Source organism: Streptomyces coeruleofuscus (assembly GCF_039532725.1).
Lineage (GTDB): Bacteria > Actinomycetota > Actinomycetes > Streptomycetales > Streptomycetaceae > Streptomyces > Streptomyces coeruleofuscus.
Genome location: NZ_BAAASE010000003.1, coordinates 508,822 through 531,583, shown reverse-complemented (window position 1 = coordinate 531,583; position 22,762 = coordinate 508,822). Strand labels below are relative to the sequence as shown.

The window sequence follows — 22,762 nt, the reverse complement described above, 5'->3', positions numbered from 1 at the left end:
TCCATGGTCCCCACCCGTGGGACCATGGAGGCTACGTATCGATCCGACCCGAGACCGCAGACACTGCGGACGCCTCAAGAATCAGGACCCTGCGTGCCCGCGATCCCCAGCCACGTGCCCGAGCCGAGCCGTACCGACCCGGCTCTGATCCGCAACTTCTGCATCATCGCGCACATCGACCACGGCAAGTCCACGCTCGCCGACCGGATGCTCCAGCTGACCGGAGTGGTCGAGCAGCGGCAGATGCGTGCTCAGTACCTCGACCGCATGGACATCGAGCGTGAGCGCGGCATCACGATCAAGTCCCAGGCGGTGCGACTCCCGTGGGCCCCGTCCCACGACAAGAGCAAGACGCACATCCTGAACATGATCGACACCCCGGGGCACGTCGACTTCACCTACGAGGTCTCGCGATCGCTCGCCGCCTGTGAGGGCACCATCCTCCTGGTCGACGCCGCCCAGGGCATCGAGGCGCAGACCCTCGCCAACCTCTACCTGGCGATGGAGAACGACCTCACGATCATCCCCGTGCTGAACAAGATCGACCTGCCGGCCGCGCAGCCCGAGAAGTTCGCCGAGGAGCTCGCCCACCTCATCGGGTGCGAGCCCGACGACGTGCTCAAGGTCTCCGCCAAGACCGGGCTCGGCGTCGAGGAGCTGCTGGACAAGGTCGTCGAACAGGTCCCGGCCCCGGTCGGCGTGAAGGACGCCCCCGCGCGTGCCATGATCTTCGACTCCGTCTACGACTCCTACCGGGGCGTGGTGACGTACGTCCGTGTCATCGACGGGCAGCTCAACAAGCGTGAGCGCATCAGGATGATGTCCACCGGTGCCACGCACGAGCTGCTGGAGATCGGCACCAACTCGCCGGAGATGCTGGCGTCCGACGGTCTCGGCGTCGGCGAGGTGGGCTACCTCATCACCGGTGTGAAGGACGTGCGCCAGTCCAAGGTCGGTGACACCGTCACCAGCCAGCACAAGGGGGCCCAGGAGGCGCTCGGCGGGTACAAGGATCCCAAGCCGATGGTGTTCTCCGGCCTCTACCCCCTGGACGGCTCGGACTACCCGGAGCTGCGCGAGGCCCTCGACAAGCTCCAGCTCAACGACGCCGCGCTGGTCTACGAGCCGGAGACCTCCGCCGCTCTCGGCTTCGGCTTCCGCGTCGGTTTCCTCGGCCTGCTGCACCTGGACGTGATCCGGGAGCGGCTGGAGCGCGAGTTCGGGCTCGACCTGATCGCGACCGCCCCGAACGTGGTCTACCGCGTCCTCATGGAGGACGGCACCGAGCACACGGTCACCAACCCGAGCGAGTTCCCCGAGGGCAAGATCTCGGAGGTCTACGAGCCGGTCGTGCGGGCCACCATCCTGGCGCCCAGCGAGTTCACCGGCTCGATCATGGAGCTGTGCCAGACCCGGCGCGGTGTCCTGCTCGGCATGGACTACCTCTCCGAGGAGCGGGTCGAGATCCGCTACACCCTGCCGCTCGCGGAGATCGTCTTCGACTTCTTCGACCAGCTGAAGTCCAAGACCCGCGGCTACGCCTCGCTCGACTACGAGCCCACCGGCGAGCAGACCTCCAGCCTGGTCAAGGTCGACATCCTGCTGCACGGCGACAAGGTCGACGCCTTCTCGGCGATCACCCACAAGGACCAGGCGTACGCCTATGGCGTGCGGCTGGTCGCGAAGCTCAAGGAGCTCATCCCGCGGCAGGCCTTCGAGGTGCCGGTCCAGGCCGCCATCGGCTCCCGGGTCATCGCCCGCGAGACCATCCGCGCCATCCGCAAGGACGTCCTCGCCAAGTGCTACGGCGGTGACATCTCCCGTAAGCGGAAGCTGCTGGAGAAGCAGAAGGAGGGCAAGAAGCGGATGAAGATGGTGGGTTCCGTGGAAGTTCCGCAGGAGGCGTTCATCGCCGTCCTGTCGAGCGATGACAGCGCGGGGTCGGGCAAGGGCAAGAAGTAGTCGCGAGTTACCGTGGGTTACACCGCGAACCGGGTAAAACAGGGGCCCGTCGTGCGAAAGTGCGGCGGGCCCTGTGCGTACGCGGGGTAGCTCTCTGTATGAAGTGACAGGCCGCGGACCCTTACGAAGCGGCCGGTCGACCTTTACTCTGATCCCTGCTCGATAGTTACTCGCGAGTTAAACAACGCTCGCGAACAGCAGCTCGTGAGTGAAAACCAGCCGCACCTGAGCCAGCCGCACTGTCGCGGGCCCGGAGGATGTCGTGAGCGACACACAGACACTGATCGAGAACCGTCCGCCGTCCGTGGCGGGCCTCTTCCTGGAGCGCGTGGCGGCCACGCCGGACGCCGAGGCCTACCGCTATCCGGTGCCCGCGTCCTCCGGACAGGGGCCGGACGAATGGAAGTCGCTGAGCTGGGCGCAGTCCGCCGAGCGGGTCTACGCCATCGCGGCCGGGCTCATCGAGCTGGGCGTGCAGTCCGAGCAGCGCGTCGCCCTCGCTTCCAGCACCCGCATCGAGTGGATCCTCGCCGACCTGGGCATCATGTGCGCCGGCGCGGCCACGACCACGGTCTACCCGCAGACCAACGCCGAGGAGTCGGCGTACATCCTGTCGGACTCCGAGAGCCGGGTGCTCATCGCGGAGAACGTGGAGCAGCTGGCCAAGGCGCAGGAGAAGCGCGCCGAGCTGACCGATCTCACGCACGTCGTGGTCATCGACCCGGCCGGGGTCGAGACCGCCGACTGGATCCTCACCCTCGACGAGCTGGAGAAGCGCGGCGCGGCCCGGCTGGAGAAGGACCCCGATCTGATCAAGGAACGGGTCGGCGCCATCACCAGGGACCAGCTGGCCACCCTCATCTACACCTCCGGCACCACCGGCCGCCCCAAGGGCGTGCGCCTGCCGCACGACAACTGGTCGTACATGGCCAAGGCGACCGCCGCGACCGGGCTGATCAGCAGCGCGGACGTGCAGTACCTGTGGCTGCCGCTCGCGCACGTCTTCGGCAAGGTGCTCACGTCGGGACAGATCGACGTCGGGCACGTCACCGCCGTGGACGGCCGCGTCGACAAGATCATCGAGAACCTGCCGGTGGTGCAGCCGACGTACATGGCGGCCGTGCCGCGCATCTTCGAGAAGGTCTACAACGGCGTCGCCGCGAAGGCCCGCGCCGGCGGTGGCGCAAAGTACAAGATCTTCCAGTGGGCCGCCGAGGTCGCCCGCGAGTACGCCAAGGTCTCCCAGGACAACTTCCGGCGTACCGGGACCGCGTCCGTGCCGTTCGGGCTGGGCGCGAAGCACAAGGTCGCCGACGCGCTGGTGTTCGCCAAGATCCGGGAGGCCTTCGGCGGGAACTTGCGGGCCTGCGTCTCGGGTTCGGCGGCACTGGCACCCGAGATCGGGTACTTCTTCTCCGGCGCCGGCATCCACATCCTGGAGGGCTACGGCCTGACCGAGTCCTCGGCCGCGTCGTTCGTGAACCCGGGCGAGGCCTACCGCACCGGTACGGTCGGCAAGCCGCTGCCCGGCACGGAGGTGCGGATCGCCGACGACGGGGAGATCCTGCTGCGCGGCCCGGGCATCATGGAGGGCTACCACAAGCTGCCCGAGAAGACCGCCGAGGTGCTGGAGGCGGACGGCTGGTTCCACACCGGGGACATCGGGGAGCTGTCGCCCGACGGGTACCTGCGGATCACCGACCGCAAGAAGGACCTCATCAAGACGTCGGGCGGCAAGTACATCGCGCCGGCGGAGGTCGAGGGGCAGTTCAAGGCGGTGTGCCCGTACGTGTCCAACATCCTCGTGCACGGCGCCGACCGGAACTTCTGCACGGCGCTCATCGCGCTCGACGAGGTCGCGATCACGGAGTGGGCCAAGGAGAACGGGCTCGGGGGGAAGCCGTACGCGGAGATCGTTTCCTCGCCGGTCACGGTGGAGATGGTCGACGGGTATGTGAAGCAGCTCAACGAGGGGCTTCAGCGGTGGCAGACGATCAAGAAGTTCCGGTTGCTGCCGCGGGATCTCGATGTCGAGCACGGTGAGATCACGCCGAGTCTGAAGCTGAAGCGGCCGGTTGTGGAGCGGGAGTACAAGTATCTGATCGAGGAGATGTACGAGGGGTCTCGCGAGGCGTAGGGGGTGGTGGGGGTTGTGTGGCGGCTGCGGGTTCGTCGTGGCTTGTCGCGCCCACGCGGCGGAGCCGCAAATCGACACAGCCCCGCGCCCCTAAGTGCCCTTTTCCACCCGGCGTTTCAGGTCCTGGACCTCCGCGCGCAGGCGTTCCACCTCTCTGCCCTTGCGATAGAGGTCCAGGAAGACGCTGACCTTCGCCCTCAGCACCCACGGGTCGAAGGGCTTGGTCACGTAGTCGGCGGCGCCTGTCGCGTAGCCGCGGAAGGCGTAGCCCGAGTCGTCGTCCGCGCCCGTCAGGAAGATGATCGGGACGTCGCGGGTCTGGTCCAGGCGCTTGATGTGGGCGGCCGTCTCGAAGCCGTCCATGCCGGGCATGCGGATGTCGAGCAGGACCAGCGCGATGGGCTGCCGCAGCAGGGCCTTCAGCGCCTCCTCGCCGGAACGGGCGCGCACCAGCGGCTCGTTGAGGGAGGCGAGGACGGCCTCCAGGGCGGTCAGGTTGTCCTCCATGTCGTCGACCAGGAGGATTCCGGCGCGTTCGGGGTGGCCGGCCGTGGTGTTCATGCTTCTTCTTCCCCGTCCTCGGGGCTCAGCAGCTCGCAGACGACCGTCAGCAGCCGGTCGATGTCCACCGGCTTGGGCACGTAGTCGTTGGCGCCGCGGGCGATGGACTTCTCGCGGTCGCCGGGCATCGCCTTCGCGGTCAGGGCGACGATGGGCAGGTCCGCCCAGAGCGGCGTGCGGCGGATGGCGGAGATGGTCTCGTAGCCGTCCATCTCCGGCATCATGATGTCCATCAGGACCAGTTCGACGTCCGGGCTGCGCTCCAGCGTCTCGATGCCCTCGCGGCCGTTCTCCGCGTACAGCACGGTCATGCCGACGCGGCCCAGGACGTGGGTGAGGGCGAAGACGTTGCGGATGTCGTCGTCGACGATCAGCACGCGCCGCCCGGCAAGGATCCGGCCCGGCCTGCCGGACGTCCACGCCTCCAGCCTGGTCGGCAAGGGCCAGGAGTCGTCCGTGTCGTTCGGGGCCGGGAACGGTCCGGCGGTGGTCGGCTGGAGGGTCAGGGGCAGGGGCAGTTCGGGACGGTCCTCCGGGGCAGGTCCCGGGGCCGTGTGACCGGGGCTCACGACAGGCACGTACAGGGTGAACGTCGAGCCCTTGCCGGGTTCGCTCTCGGCGACGATCCGGCCGCCGAGCAGGCCCGCGATCTCCCGGCTGATGGACAGGCCGAGCCCGGTGCCGCCGTACTTGCGGTTGGTGGTGCCGTCGGCCTGCTGGAACGCCTCGAAGATCACGGGGAGTTTCTCCGGCGCGATCCCGATGCCGGTGTCGGACACGGCGAAGGCGATGACGTCGTCGGTGTCCCTGACGTAGCGATGCTCGGTGTCCTTCACCCGGTCCACCCGCAGCTCGACCTTGCCCGACGCGGTGAACTTGATCGCGTTGGAGAGGAGGTTGCGCAGGATCTGCTGGAGCCGCTGCTCGTCCGAGTACATCTCGCGCGGTACGTCCTCGCCGACCGCCAGTTCGAAGGCGAGCCCCCGGTCGATGGTGAGGGGGCGGAACGTGGCGTGGACGTAGTCGAGCAGCTTGATGAGGGGGAGCCGCTTGGGGCGTACGTCCATCCGGCCGGCCTCGATCTTCGACAGGTCCAGGATGTCGTTGATCAGCTGGAGCAGGTCCGAGCCCGAGCGGTGGATCGTCGTCGCGAACTGCACCTCCTGGTCCGAGAGACGACCGTCCGGGTTGTCGGAGAGCAGCCGGGCCAGGATCAGCAGGGAGTTGAGCGGTGTGCGCAGCTCGTGCGACATGTTCGCCAGGAACTCCGACTTGTACTGCGAGGACGTGGCCAGCAGGGCGGCCTTCTCCTCCAGTTCGGCGTTGGAGCGCTGAAGTTCGCCCTGCTGCTTCTGGAGTTCGTCCGAGCGTTCCTGGAGCTGCATGGCGAGGCGCTGGGACTCGCCGAGCAGGGACTCCGTGCGGGAGTTGGCGATGATCGTGTTGATGGCGACGCCGATGGTGTTGACGAACTGGTCGAAGAAGGCCAGGTGCACGTCGGAGAAGCGGGAGAAGGAGGCGAGTTCGATGACGCCGAGGAGCTTGTCCTCGAAGAGGATCGGGATGATGACGATCGTCGTGGGAGCCGCCTCGCCGAGGCCGCTGTTGATCTTGATGTAGTCGGGCGGGGCGCCCTCGACCAGGATCCGCTTCTTCTCCCGGGCCGCCTGCGCCACCAGGCCGTGCACCGGGAGGGCGCCCGTCTCGACGGTCGCGTCCTGGGCGGCGCCGTAGCCGGCGATGAAGGCGAGCCCCTTGGTGGGAACCGTCGCTCCGTCCTCTTCCGGGTCGGCCAGGTAGAACGCGCCGTACTGGGCGTTCACCAGCGGGGTCAGCTCGCGGAGTATCAGGTCGGCGACCTCCATCAGGTCGCGGTGGCCCTGCATCAGGGCGGCGAGCCGGGCCAGGTTGGACTCCAGCCAGTCCTTCGCGCGGGTCGTCTCGCGCAGGTTGGCCACCATCAGGTTGATGTTGTCCTTCAGCTCGGTGACCTCGCCGCGGGTCTCGACCGTGATCGAGCGGGACATGTCGCCCTGGGCCACGGCGGAGGCGACCTCGGCGATCGCGCGGACCTGGGTGGTGAGGTTCGAGGCCAGCTCGTTGACGTTCGTCGTCAGGCGCTTCCAGGTGCCGTAGACGCCCTCGACCCGGGCCTGGCCGCCGAGTTGGCCCTCGGAGCCGACCTCGCGGGCCACGCGCGTGACCTCCGAGGAGAAGGAGGACAGCGTGTCGACCATCGTGTTGATCGTGGTCTTCAGCTCCAGGATCTCGCCCCGGGCGTCCACGTCGATCTTCCGGGACAGGTCGCCCTGCGCCACGGCCGTCGCGACCTGGGCGATGTTGCGCACCTGGGAGGTGAGGTTGTCGGCCATGGAGTTGACGTTGTCCGTCAGGTCGCGCCAGACGCCGGAGACGCCCAGCACCTGAGCCCGGCCGCCGAGCCGGCCGTCGGTGCCGACCTCGCGGGCGACGCGGGTGACCTCGTCGGCGAAGGCGCGCAGCTGCTCCACCATCGTGTTGACGGTGTCCTTCAGTTCGAGGATCTCGCCCCGGGCGTCGACCGTGATCTTCTTCGACAGGTCGCCGTTGGCCACGGCCGTGGTGACCTGGGCGATGTTGCGGACCTGCGAGGTCAGGTTCAGCGCCATGAAGTTGACGTTGTCGGTGAGGTCCTTCCAGACCCCGGAGACGCCCCGGACCTGGGCCTGACCGCCGAGGTTGCCCTCGGTGCCGACCTCGCGGGCGACGCGGGTGACCTCGTCGGCGAAGGCGGAGAGCTGGTCGACCATCGTGTTGATCGTGGACTTGAGCTCCAGGATCTCGCCCTTGGCCTCCACCGTGATCTTCTTGCCGAGGTCGCCCTGGGCGACGGCCGTGGACACGAGCGCGATGTTCCGCACCTGGGAGGTGAGGTTGTCGGCCATGAAGTTGACGTTGTCGGTGAGGTCCTTCCAGACCCCGGAGACGCCCCGGACCTGGGCCCGGCCGCCGAGGTTGCCCTCGGTGCCGACCTCGCGGGCGACGCGGGTGACCTCGTCGGCGAAGGCGGAGAGCTGGTCGACCATCGTGTTGATGGTCGACTTGAGCTCCAGGATCTCGCCCTGCGCGTCGACCGTGATCTTCTGGGACAGGTCGCCGTTGGCCACGGCCGTCGTCACCTGGGCGATGTTGCGGACCTGTGAGGTCAGGTTCGACGCCATGAAGTTGACGTTGTCGGTGAGGTCCTTCCAGACCCCGGAGACGCCGCGCACCTGGGCCCGGCCGCCGAGCTGGCCCTCGGTGCCGACCTCGCGGGCGACGCGGGTGACCTCGTCGGCGAAGGCGGAGAGCTGGTCGACCATGGTGTTCACGGTCAGCTTCAGCTCCAGCAGCTCGCCGGTCGCCTCCACCGTGACCGTGCGGGTCAGGTCGCCGCGCGCCACCGCCGTCGTGACCGCCGCGATGTCCCGCACCTGGGCCGTCAGCCGGGCCGCCATCGTGTTGACGGCCTCGGTCACGTCCCGCCAACTGCCCGAAAGCCCCTGCACCTTGGCCCGGCCGCCGAGCCGCCCCTCGGTGCCCACCTCGCGCGCGACCCGTGTCACCTCGCCGGTGAACAGGGAGAGCTGGTCCACCATCTTGTTCACGGCCTGACCGAGGCGCCGCAGGTCGCCGCGTAACTCCCGGGTGCCGTCGTGCAGATCGACCCGCTGGGTCAGATCGCCGCCGGCCACCGCGTCCAGCACGCGTGTGGCGTTCGCCGCCGGGGCGACCAGGGCGTCGAGCAACTGGTTCACGTCGTTGACGCGGGACGTCCACAGACCCTGACCCGGGCTGGCCGAGAGCCGCTCGTCGAGCCGGCCGTACCGCACCAGCTCCCGTCTCACCCGGCGCACCTCGGTGGTGAAGTGGACGCTGCGGTCCATGATCTGGTTGAAGACCGCGGTGAGTTCGGCCACCATCCCGTGGCCGGTTTCCGGCACTTTCGTGAAGTCGCCATCGCGTGCGGCTGTCATGGCCGCGAGTAGGGGACGGAGATCGGATGCACGAATCTGACCGTCTTCGTACCCGTCTTCGACAACAGGAGTAGCACTGTTCTCACTCATGGCGGCCCACTTCGGTAACTCGGCGCTTATGGGCGTGGCCAGTCTGTCACCCTGTCGGCATCGACTGTGGCGTATTCGTACGAACTGCCCGGGGAGCTGTCCATGGGGGCCATTCCGACGCAACGGGAGACCGCTTCCCGTGCCTCAGAGGCGCCTGCCCACGCTTCGGAGACGCCGGTGCCCGTGCACGAGGGGGCCGTCTCCGAGGAGTGCGCACTGTCTTCCGAGGCGCCGGGGCCCGCATCCGAGGCGCCGGGGCTCGCATCCGAGGCGCCCGTGCTGACCAGTGAGGCGCCCGTGCTCGTGTCCGAGGATCCCATGGCCGCGTCCGAGGTGTCCGTGGTCGCCTCAGAGGCGCCTGAGAAGGAGCGCGCGCGGGCGTACGCGACCCTGTCCGGCAGCTCCCTCGCGCCGGGCTCCGCCCGCGCCCTGCTGCGCGCGGCGCTCGCCGAGTGGACCGGGCTCGGACTGCCCGGCGCCGAGCACCTCACCGACCGTCTCGCCGACGACGCACTGCTCGTCGTCAGCGAGCTCGTCACCAACGCCGTCGTGCACGCCGGCACCGACGTCGAGCTGGAATGCCGGCTGGAAGCCGACGACGAGGACACGGCCGCGCTCGTCGTCGAGGTCTCCGACCACCACCCCTCACGCGCCCCGCGCGGCGGCGAGCCGGAAACGCCGCACGACACCCCGGAGTACGGGCGCGGCCTGCGGCTCGTCGGGGCGCTCTCCGAGGCCTGGGGCATCACGTACCGCACGGGCCGGAAGACCGTGTGGGCGAGGCTGCCCGCCGGGGGTTGCGCCGCGGCCGAACAGATCGAGGCGTACGCCGGGGAGCACGCGCTGGCGCGCGGGCTGCGGGTGGCGGAGATCCTGGCACCGGAGCCGCCCCCCGGAGAGGACGGCCGGGAGGACGACCGGGGCCGACGACGTGCCGGACGTGGTGCGAACGAGCCACCGGATGGGCCCTTGCGGGACGCGCGCGACGCACGGGACGCGGAGGACCCCGGCGGCTCCCACGACCTGCGGGACTGGCACGACCTGCGGGACTGGCGGGACCGGTACGAGGACTGTGACGGCCGTGACGGTCGCGACGGCGCCTGGCTGGGCCGGGGTGCGCTCTCCTTCCTCGCCGAGGCCTCCGACCTCCTCGCCGGACAGCTGGACGAGGACCTGGTCGCCGCCCTCGCCGGGCAGTTGATCGTGCCCCGGCTGGCCGACTGGTGCGCGGTGTGGCTGGAGGACGAGGCCACCGGCGGTGGCTGGGGCGGCGGGGCCGGAGCGGGCGGGCCCCGGCTGGCCCGGGTCTGGCACGGCAGCGAGAACCGCATCGAGGAGCTGCGCCGGGCCCTGGAGAAGGACGCGCCGCACCCGTCCGACCCGGTGGGGTCCGGGCCGGTCGGCTACCCCTGGCCCGGCGAGGCGCTCGGTGACGAGCCCGGCGAGCCGGGCTCGGCCCTCGCGTACCGGCTCGTCGCCGGCGGACGCCCGCTGGGCACCCTCGTCATCGGACGGTCCGGTGCCGCCGGGTTCCCCGACGAGATCACCGGCCTCGCCGAGGACCTCAGCCGCCGGGTCGCGCTCGCCATCGGCGCCGCCCGCCAGTACGCCCGCCAGGCCACCATCAGCGCGGTACTCCAGCGCGGACTGCTGCCCGGCGCCGTGGCCGAGATCCCCGGCGTGCGCAGCGCCCTCGTCTACGAGCCGTGCGACAAGGGCGGGCCCAGCGGCGACTTCTACGATCTGTTCCCGGCCGGTGACGGCCGCTGGTGCTTCGCCGTCGGCGACGTCCAGGGCAAGGGTCCCGAGGCCGCCGTCGTGATCGGCCTGGCCCGGCCCTGGCTGCGGCTGCTGGCCCGGGAGGGCTACCGGGTCGCCGACGTCCTGGACCGCCTCAACCAGCTCCTGCTCGACGACGCCATGGAGGCCGCGGACGCGGCGGCCCGCGCGCTGGTGGCCGCGGGCGCCCGCCCGACCCCGCCCGGCGACGGCCCCCAGACGCGCTTCCTGTCCCTGCTGTACGGCGAGCTGGTCCCCTTCGACGGCGGCGTCCGCTGCACCGTCGCCTCGGCAGGGCACCCGCTGCCCCTGCTGCTCGGGACGGGCGGCGAGGTCCACACGGCCGCTCAGCCCCAGACCCTCCTGGGCGTCGTCGATGACGCCACGTACACCAGCGAGACCTTCGAGCTGCGGTCCGGCGACACGCTGCTGTGCGTCACCGACGGCGTGACCGAGCGCCGCTCCGGCTCCCGCCAGTTCGACGACGGGGACGGGCTCGCGGTAGCGCTGGCCGGGTGCGCGGGGCTGGACGCCGAGCTGATAGCCGAGCGGATCAGGCGGCTCGTGCACGAGTTCGGGGCGCGGCCCCCGGCGGACGATCTGGCGCTGCTGGTGCTCCAGGCCGAGTGACCGCCCGGGTGCTGGACAATGGAACGTATGCCTTCCGCACTCCCCGACGGCGAGCCCGTCCCCGACGACGGCGCGCTGCCCGCGTCCGCCCTCGCCGGGGCCGCCGACCGCCCGCTCGGGTTCTACCTGCACGTCCCGTACTGCGCGACCCGCTGCGGCTACTGCGACTTCAACACCTACACGGCGACCGAGCTGCGCGGCACCGGTGGCGTGCTGGCCTCGCGCGACAACTACGCCGAGATGCTGGTGGACGAGGTCCGGCTGGCGCGGAAGGTGCTGGGGGACGACCCCCGGCCGGTTCGCACGGTGTTCGTGGGCGGGGGTACGCCCACCCTGCTCGACGCCGGTGACCTGGTGCGGATGCTCTCGGCCGTCCGTGACGAGTTCGGTCTCGCGGAGGACGCCGAGGTCACGACCGAGGCGAATCCCGAGTCGGTGGATCCGGCGTATCTGGCGGCGCTGCGCGAGGGGGGCTTCAACCGGATCTCGTTCGGCATGCAGAGCGCGAGGCAGCATGTGCTGAAGGTGCTGGACCGGACGCATACGCCGGGGCGGCCCGAGGCGTGTGTGGCCGAGGCCCGGGCGGCCGGGTTCGAACATGTGAACCTCGACCTGATCTACGGCACGCCTGGGGAGTCCGACGACGACTGGCGTGCGTCGCTGGACGCGGTGCTGGGGGCCGGGCCTGACCATGTCAGCGCGTACGCCCTGATCGTCGAGGAGGGGACGCAGCTGGCTCGTCGGATCCGCCGGGGCGAGGTGCCGATGACCGACGACGACGTGCACGCCGACCGGTACCTGATCGCGGACGAGATCCTCTCGGGCGCGGGCTTCGCGTGGTACGAGGTGTCGAACTGGGCCACCTCGGAGGCGGGGCGGTGCCTGCACAACGAGCTGTACTGGCGGGGGGCCGACTGGTGGGGGGCCGGGCCGGGCGCGCACAGCCATGTGGGCGGGGTGCGGTGGTGGAACGTGAAGCATCCCGGGGCGTACGCGGGGGCGCTGGCTGAGGGACGGTCGCCTGGGGCCGGGCGTGAGGTGCTGTCGGAGGAGGACCGGCGGGTCGAGCGGATTCTGCTGGAACTGCGGCTGCGGGAAGGGGCGCCGTTGTCGTTGCTGCGGGAGCAGGGGCTTGCGGCCTCGCGGCGGGCGTTGTCGGACGGGCTTCTGGATGCCGCTCCGTATGAGGAGGGGCGTGCCGTGCTGACGTTGCGGGGGCGGTTGCTGGCCGATGCGGTGGTTCGGGATCTCGTGGACTGAGGTGCTCGGCGTCGGTGCTGGGGCCGGGCGGCGGAACGGGGTGCCGCTCTCTGTGGGACGGGTGCCGCCCTGGGGGCACCTCCCAGGCCCTTAAGGCACTGGGGGAGGCACGATTGCCCGCAGCCAAGCGTGCTCAGCGCCCGCCCGCGGCCCGCCGCTCAGCAGCTACGCCGGTGTCGTCACGAAGTCGATCAGTTCCTCCACCCTGCCCAGAAGCTCCGGCTCCAGGTCCTTGTAAGACCGGACCCCCGACAGGATCCGCTGCCAAGCCGCGCCCGTGTTCTCCGGCCAGCCCAGCGCCCTGCACACGCCCTTCTTCCAGTCCTGGCCGCGCGGGACCCGGGGCCAGGCCTCGATGCCCAGGGACGACGGTTTCACCGCCTCCCAGATGTCGATGTAGGGGTGGCCGACGACCAGGGCGTGGTCGCTCGTCACCGACTCGGCGATGCGCCACTCCTTGGTGCCCGGCACCAGGTGGTCCACCAGGACGCCGAGGCGGGCGTCGGGGCCGGGGGCGAAGGAGTCGACGATGGACGGCAGGTCGTCGACGCCCTCCAGGTACTCCACGACCACGCCCTCGATGCGCAGGTCGTCGCCCCAGACCTTTTCGACCAGCTCGGCGTCGTGCCGGCCCTCGACGTAGATGCGGCCGGCGCGGGCCACGCGTGCGCGGGCACCGGGGACGGCGACCGAACCGGAGGCCGTGCGGGTGGGACGTGCGGGGCCGCCCGCAGAGGGGCGGATCAGTGTCACGGCCCTGCCCTCCAGGAGGAAGCCGCGCGGCTCCATGGGGAACACGCGGTGCTTGCCGAAGCGGTCCTCCAGTGTCACCGTGCCCGCCTCGCAGCGGATCACCGCACCGCAGAAGCCGGTCCCGGCCTCCTCGACGACCAGACCCGGCTCCGCCGGAACCTCGGGCACCGGCTGCTGCGGCTTCTTCCACGGCGGGGTCAGATCGGGCGAGTACTGGCGCATTCGAATGACGATAGGAGAAGCCGGCGGGTGGTCACGGAGACACGCCGAAACGCGCCGCCAGCGAGTCCCGCTGGGCGCGGACGAACGCCGCGTCCACCACCGCTCCGTGACCGGGCACGTACAGCGCGTCCTCCCCGCCCAGGTCGAGCAGCCGGTCGAGGGCGGCCGGCCAGTGCGACGGCACGGCGTCGGGGCCCGCCTGCGGCTCGCCGGACTCCTCGACCAGATCGCCGCAGAACACCACCTCCGGATCACCCGGCACCAGCACCGCCAGATCGTGCGCGGTGTGCCCGGGGCCCACGTTCGCCAGCAGCACCTGGCGCCCGCCGCCCAGGTCGAGGGTCCACTCGCCGGAGACCAGGTGGCGGGGCGGGACCAGCCGGTCCGCCGACTCCTGCGCGGTGGTCTTGGCCAGGCCGTTCCGTACCCCGTCGGCGCGCAGCTCCTCGCGGTCCCGTACGCGCGTGAGCACCGCGTCCACGCCCACCGCGCCGAACACCTCCGCGTCCGTGAAGGCCGCCACACCGAAGACGTGGTCGAAGTGGGGATGGGTCAGCGCGAGATGCGTCACACGGTGACCGGTGAGCGACCGCGCCTGCTCGCGCAACCGCGCGCCCTCGGCCGGGCTCGACCCCGCGTCGATCATGAGTACCGCGCCCTCGCCGGCGACCAGCCCCGCCGTGCAGTCCCACACCGGAAGCCGGCACCGCCCCACTCCGGCGGCCACCCGCTCCCACCCGAGCTCTTCCCAAGTCACCGTCATACGGCGACGCTAGCGGTGACCCCCGCCCTGGGCACGACAGCACGCGACCAGCCTTGCCGGGGGTGTACCCCACGGCCGTACACTGGGCGGGGAATGCTGGCACTCGCACGCGCAGAGTGCCAGGCACGACAGGCAGGACACCGGGCGGACGACTTCTGGAGGTGTGCGCGAATGCTCAGTGAACGCAGGCTTCAGGTGCTGCGCGCCATCGTCCAGGACTACGTCGGCACCGAGGAGCCGGTCGGCTCCAAGGCCCTCACCGAGCGGCACAGCCTCGGCGTCTCACCGGCCACCGTCCGCAACGACATGGCGGCCCTCGAGGACGAGGGGTACATCGCCCAGCCGCACACCAGCGCCGGGCGCATCCCCACCGACAAGGGCTACCGGCTGTTCGTGGACAAGCTGGCCGGCGTCAAGCCGATGACCGCGCCCGAGCGGCGCGCGATCCAGAACTTCCTCGAGGGTGCCGTCGACCTCGACGACGTCGTGGCGCGTACGGTACGGCTGCTGGCCCAGCTCACACGCCAGGTCGCCGTCGTGCAGTACCCGTCGCTGACCCGCTCGACCGTGCGGCATGTGGAGTTGCTCTCCCTCGCGCCCGCGCGCGTGATGCTCGTGCTGATCACGGACACCGGGCGGGTCGAGCAGCGCGTGGTCGACTGCCCGGCACCCTTCGGCGAGGCCTCGCTCGCGGATCTGCGCGCGCGGCTCAACAGCCGTGTGGCGAACCGCCGTTTCACGGATGTGCCGAGTCTGGTGGAGGATCTGCCGGAGGCGTTCGAGCACGAGGACCGGGGTACGGTCTCCACGGTGCTCTCCACTCTCCTGGAGACACTCGTCGAGGAGAACGAGGAGCGGCTGATGATCGGCGGCACCGCCAATCTGACCCGCTTCGGTCATGACTTCCCCCTCACGATCCGGCCGGTGCTGGAAGCGCTGGAGGAGCAGGTCGTGCTCCTCAAGCTGCTCGGCGAGGCGCAGGATCCGGGCGTGACCGTACGTATCGGTCATGAGAACGCCCACGAAGGACTCAACTCCACGTCCGTCGTGTCGGTCGGCTACGGTTCGGGCGGCGAGGCTGTCGCCAAGCTCGGCGTGGTCGGACCGACCCGCATGGACTACCCGGGAACGATGGGAGCGGTACGCGCAGTGGCACGGTACGTCGGACAGATCCTGGCGGAGTCGTAGTGGCCACGGACTACTACGCCGTACTCGGCGTGCGCCGCGACGCGTCGCAGGAAGAGATCAAGAAGGCCTTCCGGCGGCTCGCGCGCGAGCTGCATCCGGACGTCAACCCCGATCCGAAGACCCAGGAGCGGTTCAAGGAGATCAACGCCGCTTACGAGGTGTTGTCGGACCCGCAGAAGAAGCAGGTCTACGACCTCGGCGGCGACCCGCTCTCGCAGGCCGGAGGCGGTGGCGCGGGCGGCTTCGGAGCCGGTGGCTTCGGGAACTTCTCGGACATCATGGACGCGTTCTTCGGGACGGCGTCGCAGCGCGGACCGCGCTCGCGCACCCGCCGCGGCCAGGACGCCATGATCCGCATCGAGATCGAGCTCGACGAGGCGGCCTTCGGCACGACGAAGGACATCCAGGTCGACACGGCGGTCGTCTGCAACACCTGCAGCGGTGAGGGCGCGGCGCCGGGGACCTCCGCTCAGACGTGTGACATGTGCCGCGGCCGCGGTGAGGTGTCCCAGGTCACGCGGTCCTTCCTGGGCCAGGTCATGACCTCGCGGCCCTGCCCGCAGTGCCAGGGCTTCGGCACGGTCGTCCCGACCCCCTGCCCGGAGTGCGCCGGCGACGGCCGCGTCCGCTCCCGTCGCACGCTGACGGTGAAGATCCCCGCCGGTGTCGACAACGGCACGCGCATCCAGCTCGCCGGCGAGGGCGAGGTCGGCCCCGGCGGCGGCCCCGCGGGCGACCTGTACGTCGAGATCCACGAACTGCCCCACTCGCAGTTCCAGCGGCGCGGCGACGACCTGCACTGCACGGTCACGCTCCCGATGACGGCGGCCGCCCTCGGCACGAAGGTGCCGCTGGAGACGCTGGACGGCCTGGAGGAGGTCGACATCCGCCCGGGCACCCAGTCCGGCCAGTCGATCCCGCTGCACGGCCGCGGTGTCACGCACCTGCGCGGCGGCGGACGCGGCGACCTCATCGTCCACGTCGAGGTCCAGACCCCGAGCAAGCTGGACGTCGAGCAGGAGCGCCTGCTCCGCGAGCTGGCCAAGCTGCGCGGCGAGGAACGGCCCACGGGTCAGTTCCAGCCGGGGCAGCAGGGACTGTTCTCGCGGTTGAAGGACGCGTTCAACGGGCGGTGACGCCGGCGGCCCGGCCGCTGCTGGGGGTCCGGGGGTCGGCCCCCGGGCAGGCACGGTCAGCCGGGGCAGCAGGGGTTGTTCTCGCGGTTGAAGGACGCGTTCAACGGGCGGTGACGCCGGCGGCCCGGCCGCTGCTGGGGGTCCGGGGGTCGGCCCCCGGGCAGGCACGGTCAGCCGGGGCAGCAGGGGTTGTTCTCGCGGTTGAAGGACGCGTTCAACGGGCGGTGACGTCGCCTCCCCAGGGGGTCGGCAGGTGCCTGTTCCTCTGGTCTATGCCACACGGCAGGCCGGTTTCGGAGTAGTCCGGAGGACGTGACAACATGCGGTCATGTCCTCCGCGCTGACCGATCTCTTCCCCCACCCGATCGTGCAGGCCCCCATGGCGGGCGGCGTCTCCGTACCGAAGCTCGCCGCCGCCGTGTGCGAGGCGGGCGGGCTCGGGTTCCTCGCCGCCGGGTACAAGACCGCCGACGGGATGTACGAGGAGATCAAGCAGCTCCGGAGCCTCACCGGCAGGCCCTTCGGAGTGAACCTCTTCATGCCGCAGCCGGAGTACGCCGACCCCGCCGCCATCGACGTCTACGCCCACCAGCTGGCCGGCGAGGCCTCCTGGTACGAGGCCGAGCTCGGCGACCCCGACAGCGGCCGCGACGACGGCTACGAGACCAAGCTCACGGTCCTGCGCGACAACCCCGTGCCGGTGGTGTCGTTCCACTTCGGCACGCCGAGCCGGGAGGTCGTCGACGCCCTGCACCGGGTCGGCACCTTCGTCCTGGTCACCGCCACCACCCCCGACGAGGCCCGGGCCGTCGAGCGGGCGGGCGCGGACGCGGTCATCGCGCAGGGCATCGAGGCCGGCGGCCACCAGGGCACGCACCGCGACATCCCGGAGACGGACGGTTCCGGCATCGGGCTGCTGTCGCTGGTCGCCCAGATCCGGGAGACCGTGAGTCTCCCGATCATCGCCGCCGGCGGCATCATGCGCGGCGGCCAGATCGCCGCGGTCCTCGCGGCGGGCGCGAGCGCGGCCCAGCTCGGCACCGCGTTCCTCGCCACGGCCGAGTCGGGCGCGAACGCCCTGCACAAGCAGGCGCTGACCAACCCCCTGTTCGTCCGTACGGAGTTGACCCGGGCCTTCTCCGGGCGCCCGGCACGCGGCCTCGTCAACCGCTTTCTGCGCGAGCACGGCCCGTACGCGCCCCCCGCCTATCCCGAGATCCACCACCTCACCTCGCCGCTGCGCAAGGCCGCCGCCAAGGCGGGGGACGCGCAGGGCATGGCCCTGTGGGCCGGGCAGGGGCACTGGATGGCGCGGGAGCTGCCCGCCGGGCAGCTGGTGGAGGTGCTGGCCGGTGAACTCGCCGCGGCCCGGACGGCGTTGTCGGGCGGAGGCGGCATCCGATGACGGCTCCGGTGTTCGTGGTCGAGCACTTCGACGCGGTCGGGGGCGGCCGCCATGTCCTCGACGGCCCGGAGGGACGGCACGCCGTCTCCGTGAAGCGGCTGCGCGCCGGTGAGGACGTCGTCCTCACGGACGGGGCCGGGCGCTGGGCGGACGGTGTCGTGCTCGACACCGAGGGCAAGGACCGGCTGATCGTCCGGCTGGACCCGGTGACCGAGGAGCCGCCGGAGCAGCCCCGGGTGACCGTCGTCCAGGCGCTGCCCAAGGGCGACCGCGGGGAGCTGGCCGTCGAGACGATGACCGAGGTCGGCGTCGACGCGATCGTGCCGTGGGCGGCGGCGCGCTGCATCACCCAGTGGAAGGGCGAGCGCGGGGCGAAGGCGCTGGGGAAGTGGCGGGCCACCGCCCGGGAGGCAGGCAAGCAGTCGCGCCGGGTCCGGTTCCCCGAGGTCGCCGAGGCGGCTACGACCAAGCAGGTCGCGGCGCTGCTGGCGGAGGCGCAGTTCGCCGCCGTGCTGCACGAGAGCGGGGATTCGCCGCTGGCGACGGCCGAACTGCCGTCGTCCGGTGAGATCGTGCTGGTGGTGGGGCCCGAAGGCGGCGTGGCCCCGGAGGAGTTGGCGCTGTTCGCACAAGCGGGGGCCGAGGCGTTCCGCCTCGGGCGCAGTGTGCTGCGCACATCGACCGCCGGGACCGCGGCCGCGGCCGTGCTCCTGGCTCGCACCGGCCGCTGGACCTGACCCCTTCCGGCGAACGGCCACCGCTCCCTGGTCGTCCTGCGCGTCGCCCACCTCAGGGACCCGGAAGGCAACTTGGTGGAACTCCAGGAGTGGCTGCTGCTGCGCGGCTGACGCCTTTGCGCCCTACCGCGCGGCCCCCGACGGTGGCAGGCTGCCCTCCATGGGGGCTTTGAGGAGGATTTGGCGAGGGCCGCGCAACCGGAGGGTGGCGGTCGCGGTGACATTCGCGGTGGCTGCCGTCGGCGGCGCGGTCGCGTGTGAACCCGGTGCCGGGATCAGCTCCGCGTCCGTCGCGTACACCACCGACGAGGCCGTCACCAAGGAACTCAACCGGCAGAAGGCGGGGGTGCGGTGGCTGACGTGCACCGCCACCTACGGGAACTCCGGCCAGGGCGGGAAGCCGTCGCCCTCGGCGAGTGAGAAGACCGTCGCGACCGTCGACTGCGAGGGCGAGACGGACGACGGGAAGGACATCACCGTCGACGGCAAGGTGACCCACGCGGTGGACGGCGCCTGTGTGCGCGGGAACATCACCGCCAAGGTGGACGGCAAGGTGTGGTTCGAGGTCGACGGGCTCGGCGACTGCAACTCCACCAGCCCGCCGCCCGTGGGGGGCGGGCCCACGAACGGGCAGCCCGGCGCCACCGTCACCGTGACCGTCACGCAGACCATCTGGTGCGACAAATACCCCGACTGCCGGCCCGTCGAGGGCAAGTGACGTGCGCCAGGGGCGAACGGCAAGTGATCCGAAGTCTGTCCGCAAGGCGCCGTCCCTGCATAGGGTGATCGGGTGACACAGTCCGCATCGCCTGCTTACCTCCGGTTCCCCCACGTGCACGGTGACCTGGTCGCCTTCACCGCCGAGGACGACGTGTGGCTCGCTCCTCTCGACGGCGGACGGGCCTGGCGGGTCAGCGCCGAGAACGTGCCGGTGACCCTGCCCCGTATCTCGCCCGACGGCACCACCGTCGCCTGGACCTCCACCCGCGACGGCGCCCCCGAGGTGCACATCGCCCCGGTCGACGGCGGCCCCGCCAAGCGCCTGACGTACTGGGGCAGTCTGAAGACCCAGGTGCGCGGCTGGACCCCGGACGGCGAGGTGCTCGCGATCAGCTCCCAGGGCCAGGCGAGCCTGCGCCGCACCTGGGCGCGTGCCGTGCCGCTCGACGGCGGCCCGGCCACGACCCTGCCGTACGGGCCGGTCGGTGACATCGCCTACGGGCCGAGCGTCGTCCTGCTGTCCGCGCCGATGGGGCGCGAGGCCGCCTGGTGGAAGCGGTACCGGGGCGGTACCGCCGGGAAGTTGTGGATCGACCCCGACGGAGAAGGCGAGTTCGTACGGCTCCACGAGGGGCTGGACGGGAACATCGAGTACCCGCTGTGGGTCGGGGACCGGATCGCCTTCCTCTCCGACCACGAGGGCACCGGCGCGTTGTACTCCTCCCTCGCCGACGGATCCGACCTGCGCCGGCACACGCCGCATGGGGGCACCTCCCGCTCGAGCGAAGCCGAGAGTGGGGGAGGCTTCTACGCCCGGCACGCGGCGACCGACGGTACCCGTGTCGTCTACTCCAGCGTCGGTGAGCTGTGGGTGCTGGACGACCTGGACGGGGCCGAGCCGCGGCGGCTCGACGTGCGGCTGGGCGGGCAGCGCGTCGATCTCCAGCCGTTCCCGGTCAACGCCTCCCGCTGGTTCGGATCGGCGTCCCCGGACCACACCGCGCGCGGCAGTGCCGTGTCCGTACGCGGTTCCGTCCACTGGGTCACCCACCGCTCCGGCCCGGCCCGCGCGCTGGCCGCGACGCCCGGGGTGCGGGCCCGGCTGCCGCGGGCGTTCCGCGCGGACGGCGAGGAGTGGGTGGTGTGGGTGACGGACGCCGAGGGCGACGACGCCCTGGAGTTCGCGCCCGCCACCGGCCTCACCCCGGGGGCGACACCGCGCCGGCTCGCCGCCGGGCAGCTCGGCAGGGTACTGGACCTCGCCATGGCACCGGACGGCAGCCGCGCGGCCGTGGCCTCCCACGACGGTCGCCTGCTGCTCGTCGAGAGGGAGACGGGCGAGGTGCGGGAGGTGGACCGCAGCGAGGACGGTGACGTGTCCGGGCTCGTCTTCTCGCCCGACTCGTCCTGGCTCGCCTGGTCCCACCCCGGTCCGCGCCCCCTGTCGCAGCTGAAACTCGCCAACACCACCGACCTGTCGGTCACCGAGGCGACCCCGCTGCGCTTCCAGGACTACGCGCCGGCGTTCACGACGGACGGCAAGCACCTCGCGTTCCTGTCGACCCGCTCCTTCGACCCGGTCTACGACGAGCACGTCTTCGACCTGGCCTTCGTGGAGGGCGCCCGGCCGCATCTGATCACGCTCGCGGCCACCACGCCCTCCCCGTTCGGGCCGCAGCGGCACGGCCGGTCCTTCGAGACACCCGACCGGGAGGAGACCCCCGACAGCGAGGGCACCCCCACCACCCGCATCGACCTCGAAGGCCTCGCCGACCGCATCGTGCCCTTCCCGGTCGAGGCCGCCCGCTACTCCAACCTGCGCGCCGCCAAGGACGGTGTCCTGTGGCTGCGCCACCCGGTCGCCGGTGTGCTCGGCGCGTCCCGGGCCACCCCGGACGACCCCGACCCCAAGTCAGAGCTGGAGCGGTACGACCTCGCCCAGCAGCGGATCGAGCATCTCGCCGTCGACGCCGACCACTTCGAGGTCAGCGGCGACGGCAAGCGGGTGCTGCTGTGGACCGACGGGCGGCTCAAGGTCGTCCCCAGCGACCGGCGCGCCTCCAGCGACGACGACAGTGACACCAACATCACCGTCGACCTGGGCCGCGTGCGCCAGTTCGTCGACCCGGCCGCCGAGTGGCGGCAGATGTTCGACGAGAACGGCCGCATCATGCGGGACCACTTCTGGCGGCCTGACATGAGCGGCGTCGACTGGGCCGGCGTCCTCGACCGCTACCGGCCGGTCGTGGACCGGCTCGCCACCCACGACGACCTGGTCGACCTGCTGTGGGAGGTGCAGGGCGAGCTCGGCACCTCGCACGCCTACGTCACCCCGCGCGGCGGATTCGGCGGCGGTCCCCGCCAGGGCCTGCTCGGCGCCGACATCTCCCGCCACGAGGACGGCAGCTGGCGCGTCGACCGCATCCTGCCCTCCGAGACCTCCGACCCGGACGCCCGCAGTCCGCTGGCCGCGCCCGGCGTCGCCGTACGCCCCGGGGACGCGATCCTCGCGATCGCCGGACAGCCGGTCGACCCGGTGGCAGGACCCGGCCCGCTGCTGATCGGCACGGCGGGCAAGCCGGTGGAGCTGACCGTCTCCCCGTCCGGCGGGGGCGATCCGCGGCACGCCGTCGTCGTCCCGATCGCGGACGAGGAGCCGCTGCGGTACCACGCCTGGGTCGCCGACCGGCGCGCCTACGTCCACGAGAAGTCCGGCGGCCGCCTCGGCTACCTCCACGTACCGGACATGCAGGCGCCCGGCTGGGCTCAGATCCACCGCGACCTGCGCGTCGAGGTCGCCCGTGAGGGCTTGGTCGTCGACGTCCGCGAGAACCGCGGCGGCCACACCTCCCAGCTGGTCGTCGAGAAACTCGCCCGCCGCATCGTCGGCTGGGCCGTCCCCCGCGGCATGCGCCCCTACAGCTACCCCGAGGACGCCCCCCGCGGCCCCGTCGTGGCCGTCGCCAACGAGTTCTCCGGCTCCGACGGCGACATCGTCAACGCCGCGATCAAGGCTCTGGGCCTGGGCCCGGTCATCGGCACCCGCACGTGGGGCGGCGTCATCGGCATCGACAGCCGGTACCGGTTGGTGGACGGCACGCTCGTCACCCAACCCAAGTACGCCTTCTGGCTCGAGGGCTACGAGTGGGGGGTGGAGAACCACGGGGTGGATCCCGACGTGGAGGTCCTCCAGCGCCCGCAGGACTACGTGGCGGGCAGGGATGCCCAACTGGACGAGGCGATCCGACTCGCGCTGGAGGCTCTGGAGACCGGTCCCGCAAAAACGCCTCCGGCTTTGCCGACCTCCTAAGGGGCGCGGGGCTGTCTCGATTTGCGGCTCCGCCGCGTGGAGGCGACCAGCCACAACGCACCCGCACCCGACGACGATACGATGCCCGGCAAGACCGAGATTCGGCCAACCCCC

At 71.2% G+C, this 22,762-nt stretch carries 14 protein-coding genes and 1 pseudogene; 11 read left to right on the top strand and 4 right to left on the bottom strand.

What is annotated here, in order from left to right:
* Positions 1–93: 93 nt before the first annotated feature.
* Both lepA and ABFX81_RS13620 read left to right on the top strand, forming a co-directional pair.
* Positions 94–1,962, top strand: a complete 1,869-nt coding sequence (gene lepA / locus ABFX81_RS13625) for a translation elongation factor 4 (protein ID WP_086850003.1) — start codon at positions 94–96, stop codon at positions 1,960–1,962.
* 262 nt (positions 1,963–2,224) lie between these two features.
* Positions 2,225–4,099, top strand: coding sequence for an AMP-binding protein (locus ABFX81_RS13620; RefSeq protein ID WP_086850005.1), 1,875 nt, complete (start codon positions 2,225–2,227; stop codon positions 4,097–4,099).
* A 90-nt stretch (positions 4,100–4,189) separates the two neighbouring features.
* On the opposite strand, the gene ABFX81_RS13615 is transcribed toward ABFX81_RS13620, so the two are convergent.
* Entirely contained in the window at positions 4,190–4,660 is a 471-nt protein-coding gene (locus ABFX81_RS13615) for a response regulator (RefSeq protein ID WP_086850007.1), read from the bottom strand.
* Positions 4,657–8,655 (bottom strand): HAMP domain-containing protein, encoded by a 3,999-nt coding sequence (locus ABFX81_RS13610; RefSeq protein WP_086850011.1) that lies wholly within the window; start codon positions 8,653–8,655, stop codon positions 4,657–4,659. The genes ABFX81_RS13615 and ABFX81_RS13610 overlap by 4 nt, the downstream gene beginning before the upstream one ends.
* A 267-nt stretch (positions 8,656–8,922) precedes the next feature.
* On the opposite strand from ABFX81_RS13610, the gene ABFX81_RS13605 reads away from it, so the two are divergent.
* Both ABFX81_RS13605 and hemW read left to right on the top strand, forming a co-directional pair.
* Complete coding sequence (locus ABFX81_RS13605; RefSeq protein ID WP_428837169.1) at positions 8,923–11,154, top strand: SpoIIE family protein phosphatase; 2,232 nt, start codon at positions 8,923–8,925, stop codon at positions 11,152–11,154.
* Positions 11,155–11,181: 27 nt separating this feature from the next.
* Positions 11,182–12,414, top strand: coding sequence for a radical SAM family heme chaperone HemW (hemW, locus tag ABFX81_RS13600; RefSeq protein WP_346138104.1), 1,233 nt, complete (start codon positions 11,182–11,184; stop codon positions 12,412–12,414).
* Positions 12,415–12,579: 165 nt separating this feature from the next.
* On the opposite strand, the gene ABFX81_RS13595 is transcribed toward hemW, so the two are convergent.
* Positions 12,580–13,389, bottom strand: a complete 810-nt coding sequence (locus ABFX81_RS13595; protein WP_086854044.1) for a DUF3097 family protein — start codon at positions 13,387–13,389, stop codon at positions 12,580–12,582.
* Positions 13,390–13,420: 31 nt separating this feature from the next.
* On the bottom strand, positions 13,421–14,152 hold the full coding sequence (locus ABFX81_RS13590) for an MBL fold metallo-hydrolase (RefSeq protein WP_086854046.1): 732 nt from the start codon (positions 14,150–14,152) through the stop codon (positions 13,421–13,423).
* A gap of 171 nt (positions 14,153–14,323) precedes the next feature.
* On the opposite strand from ABFX81_RS13590, the gene hrcA reads away from it, so the two are divergent.
* The 7 genes and pseudogenes from hrcA (at position 14,324) to ABFX81_RS13555 (ending at position 22,648) form a co-directional block, all read left to right on the top strand.
* Positions 14,324–15,340 (top strand): heat-inducible transcriptional repressor HrcA, encoded by a 1,017-nt coding sequence (hrcA, locus tag ABFX81_RS13585; RefSeq protein ID WP_086854047.1) that lies wholly within the window; start codon positions 14,324–14,326, stop codon positions 15,338–15,340.
* Positions 15,340–16,476, top strand: coding sequence for a molecular chaperone DnaJ (gene dnaJ, locus ABFX81_RS13580; RefSeq protein ID WP_346138103.1), 1,137 nt, complete (start codon positions 15,340–15,342; stop codon positions 16,474–16,476). The genes hrcA and dnaJ overlap by 1 nt, the downstream gene beginning before the upstream one ends.
* 328 nt (positions 16,477–16,804) lie before the next feature.
* Positions 16,805–17,881 (top strand): nitronate monooxygenase, encoded by a 1,077-nt coding sequence (locus ABFX81_RS13575; protein WP_086850953.1) that lies wholly within the window; start codon positions 16,805–16,807, stop codon positions 17,879–17,881.
* Positions 17,878–18,618, top strand: coding sequence for a 16S rRNA (uracil(1498)-N(3))-methyltransferase (locus ABFX81_RS13570; protein WP_086850951.1), 741 nt, complete (start codon positions 17,878–17,880; stop codon positions 18,616–18,618). Before ABFX81_RS13575 ends, ABFX81_RS13570 begins: the two co-directional genes overlap by 4 nt.
* Before the next feature lie 36 nt (positions 18,619–18,654).
* A pseudogene (locus ABFX81_RS13565) lies at positions 18,655–18,729 on the top strand (VOC family protein); the annotation flags it as partial.
* A 49-nt stretch (positions 18,730–18,778) separates the two neighbouring features.
* Positions 18,779–19,336, top strand: coding sequence for a hypothetical protein (locus tag ABFX81_RS13560; RefSeq protein ID WP_086850949.1), 558 nt, complete (start codon positions 18,779–18,781; stop codon positions 19,334–19,336).
* A 72-nt stretch (positions 19,337–19,408) separates the two neighbouring features.
* Positions 19,409–22,648, top strand: coding sequence for a S41 family peptidase (locus ABFX81_RS13555; RefSeq protein WP_086850947.1), 3,240 nt, complete (start codon positions 19,409–19,411; stop codon positions 22,646–22,648).
* The last annotated feature ends 114 nt before the right edge of the window (positions 22,649–22,762 follow it).

Bases quoted from the DNA above. Each gene is read 5' to 3' on its own strand.
- ABFX81_RS13590 (WP_086854046.1), bottom strand. From the start codon at position 14,152: ATGACGGTGACTTGGGAAGAGCTCGGGTGGGAGCGGGTGGCCGCCGGA.
- ABFX81_RS13575 (WP_086850953.1), top strand. From the start codon at position 16,805: ATGTCCTCCGCGCTGACCGATCTCTTCCCCCACCCGATCGTGCAGGCC.
- ABFX81_RS13560 (WP_086850949.1), top strand. From the start codon at position 18,779: ATGGGGGCTTTGAGGAGGATTTGGCGAGGGCCGCGCAACCGGAGGGTG.
- hrcA (WP_086854047.1), top strand. From the start codon at position 14,324: ATGCTCAGTGAACGCAGGCTTCAGGTGCTGCGCGCCATCGTCCAGGAC.
- ABFX81_RS13570 (WP_086850951.1), top strand. From the start codon at position 17,878: ATGACGGCTCCGGTGTTCGTGGTCGAGCACTTCGACGCGGTCGGGGGC.
- ABFX81_RS13615 (WP_086850007.1), bottom strand. From the start codon at position 4,660: ATGAACACCACGGCCGGCCACCCCGAACGCGCCGGAATCCTCCTGGTC.
- ABFX81_RS13610 (WP_086850011.1), bottom strand. From the start codon at position 8,655: ATGACAGCCGCACGCGATGGCGACTTCACGAAAGTGCCGGAAACCGGC.
- ABFX81_RS13595 (WP_086854044.1), bottom strand. From the start codon at position 13,389: ATGCGCCAGTACTCGCCCGATCTGACCCCGCCGTGGAAGAAGCCGCAG.
- hemW (WP_346138104.1), top strand. From the start codon at position 11,182: ATGCCTTCCGCACTCCCCGACGGCGAGCCCGTCCCCGACGACGGCGCG.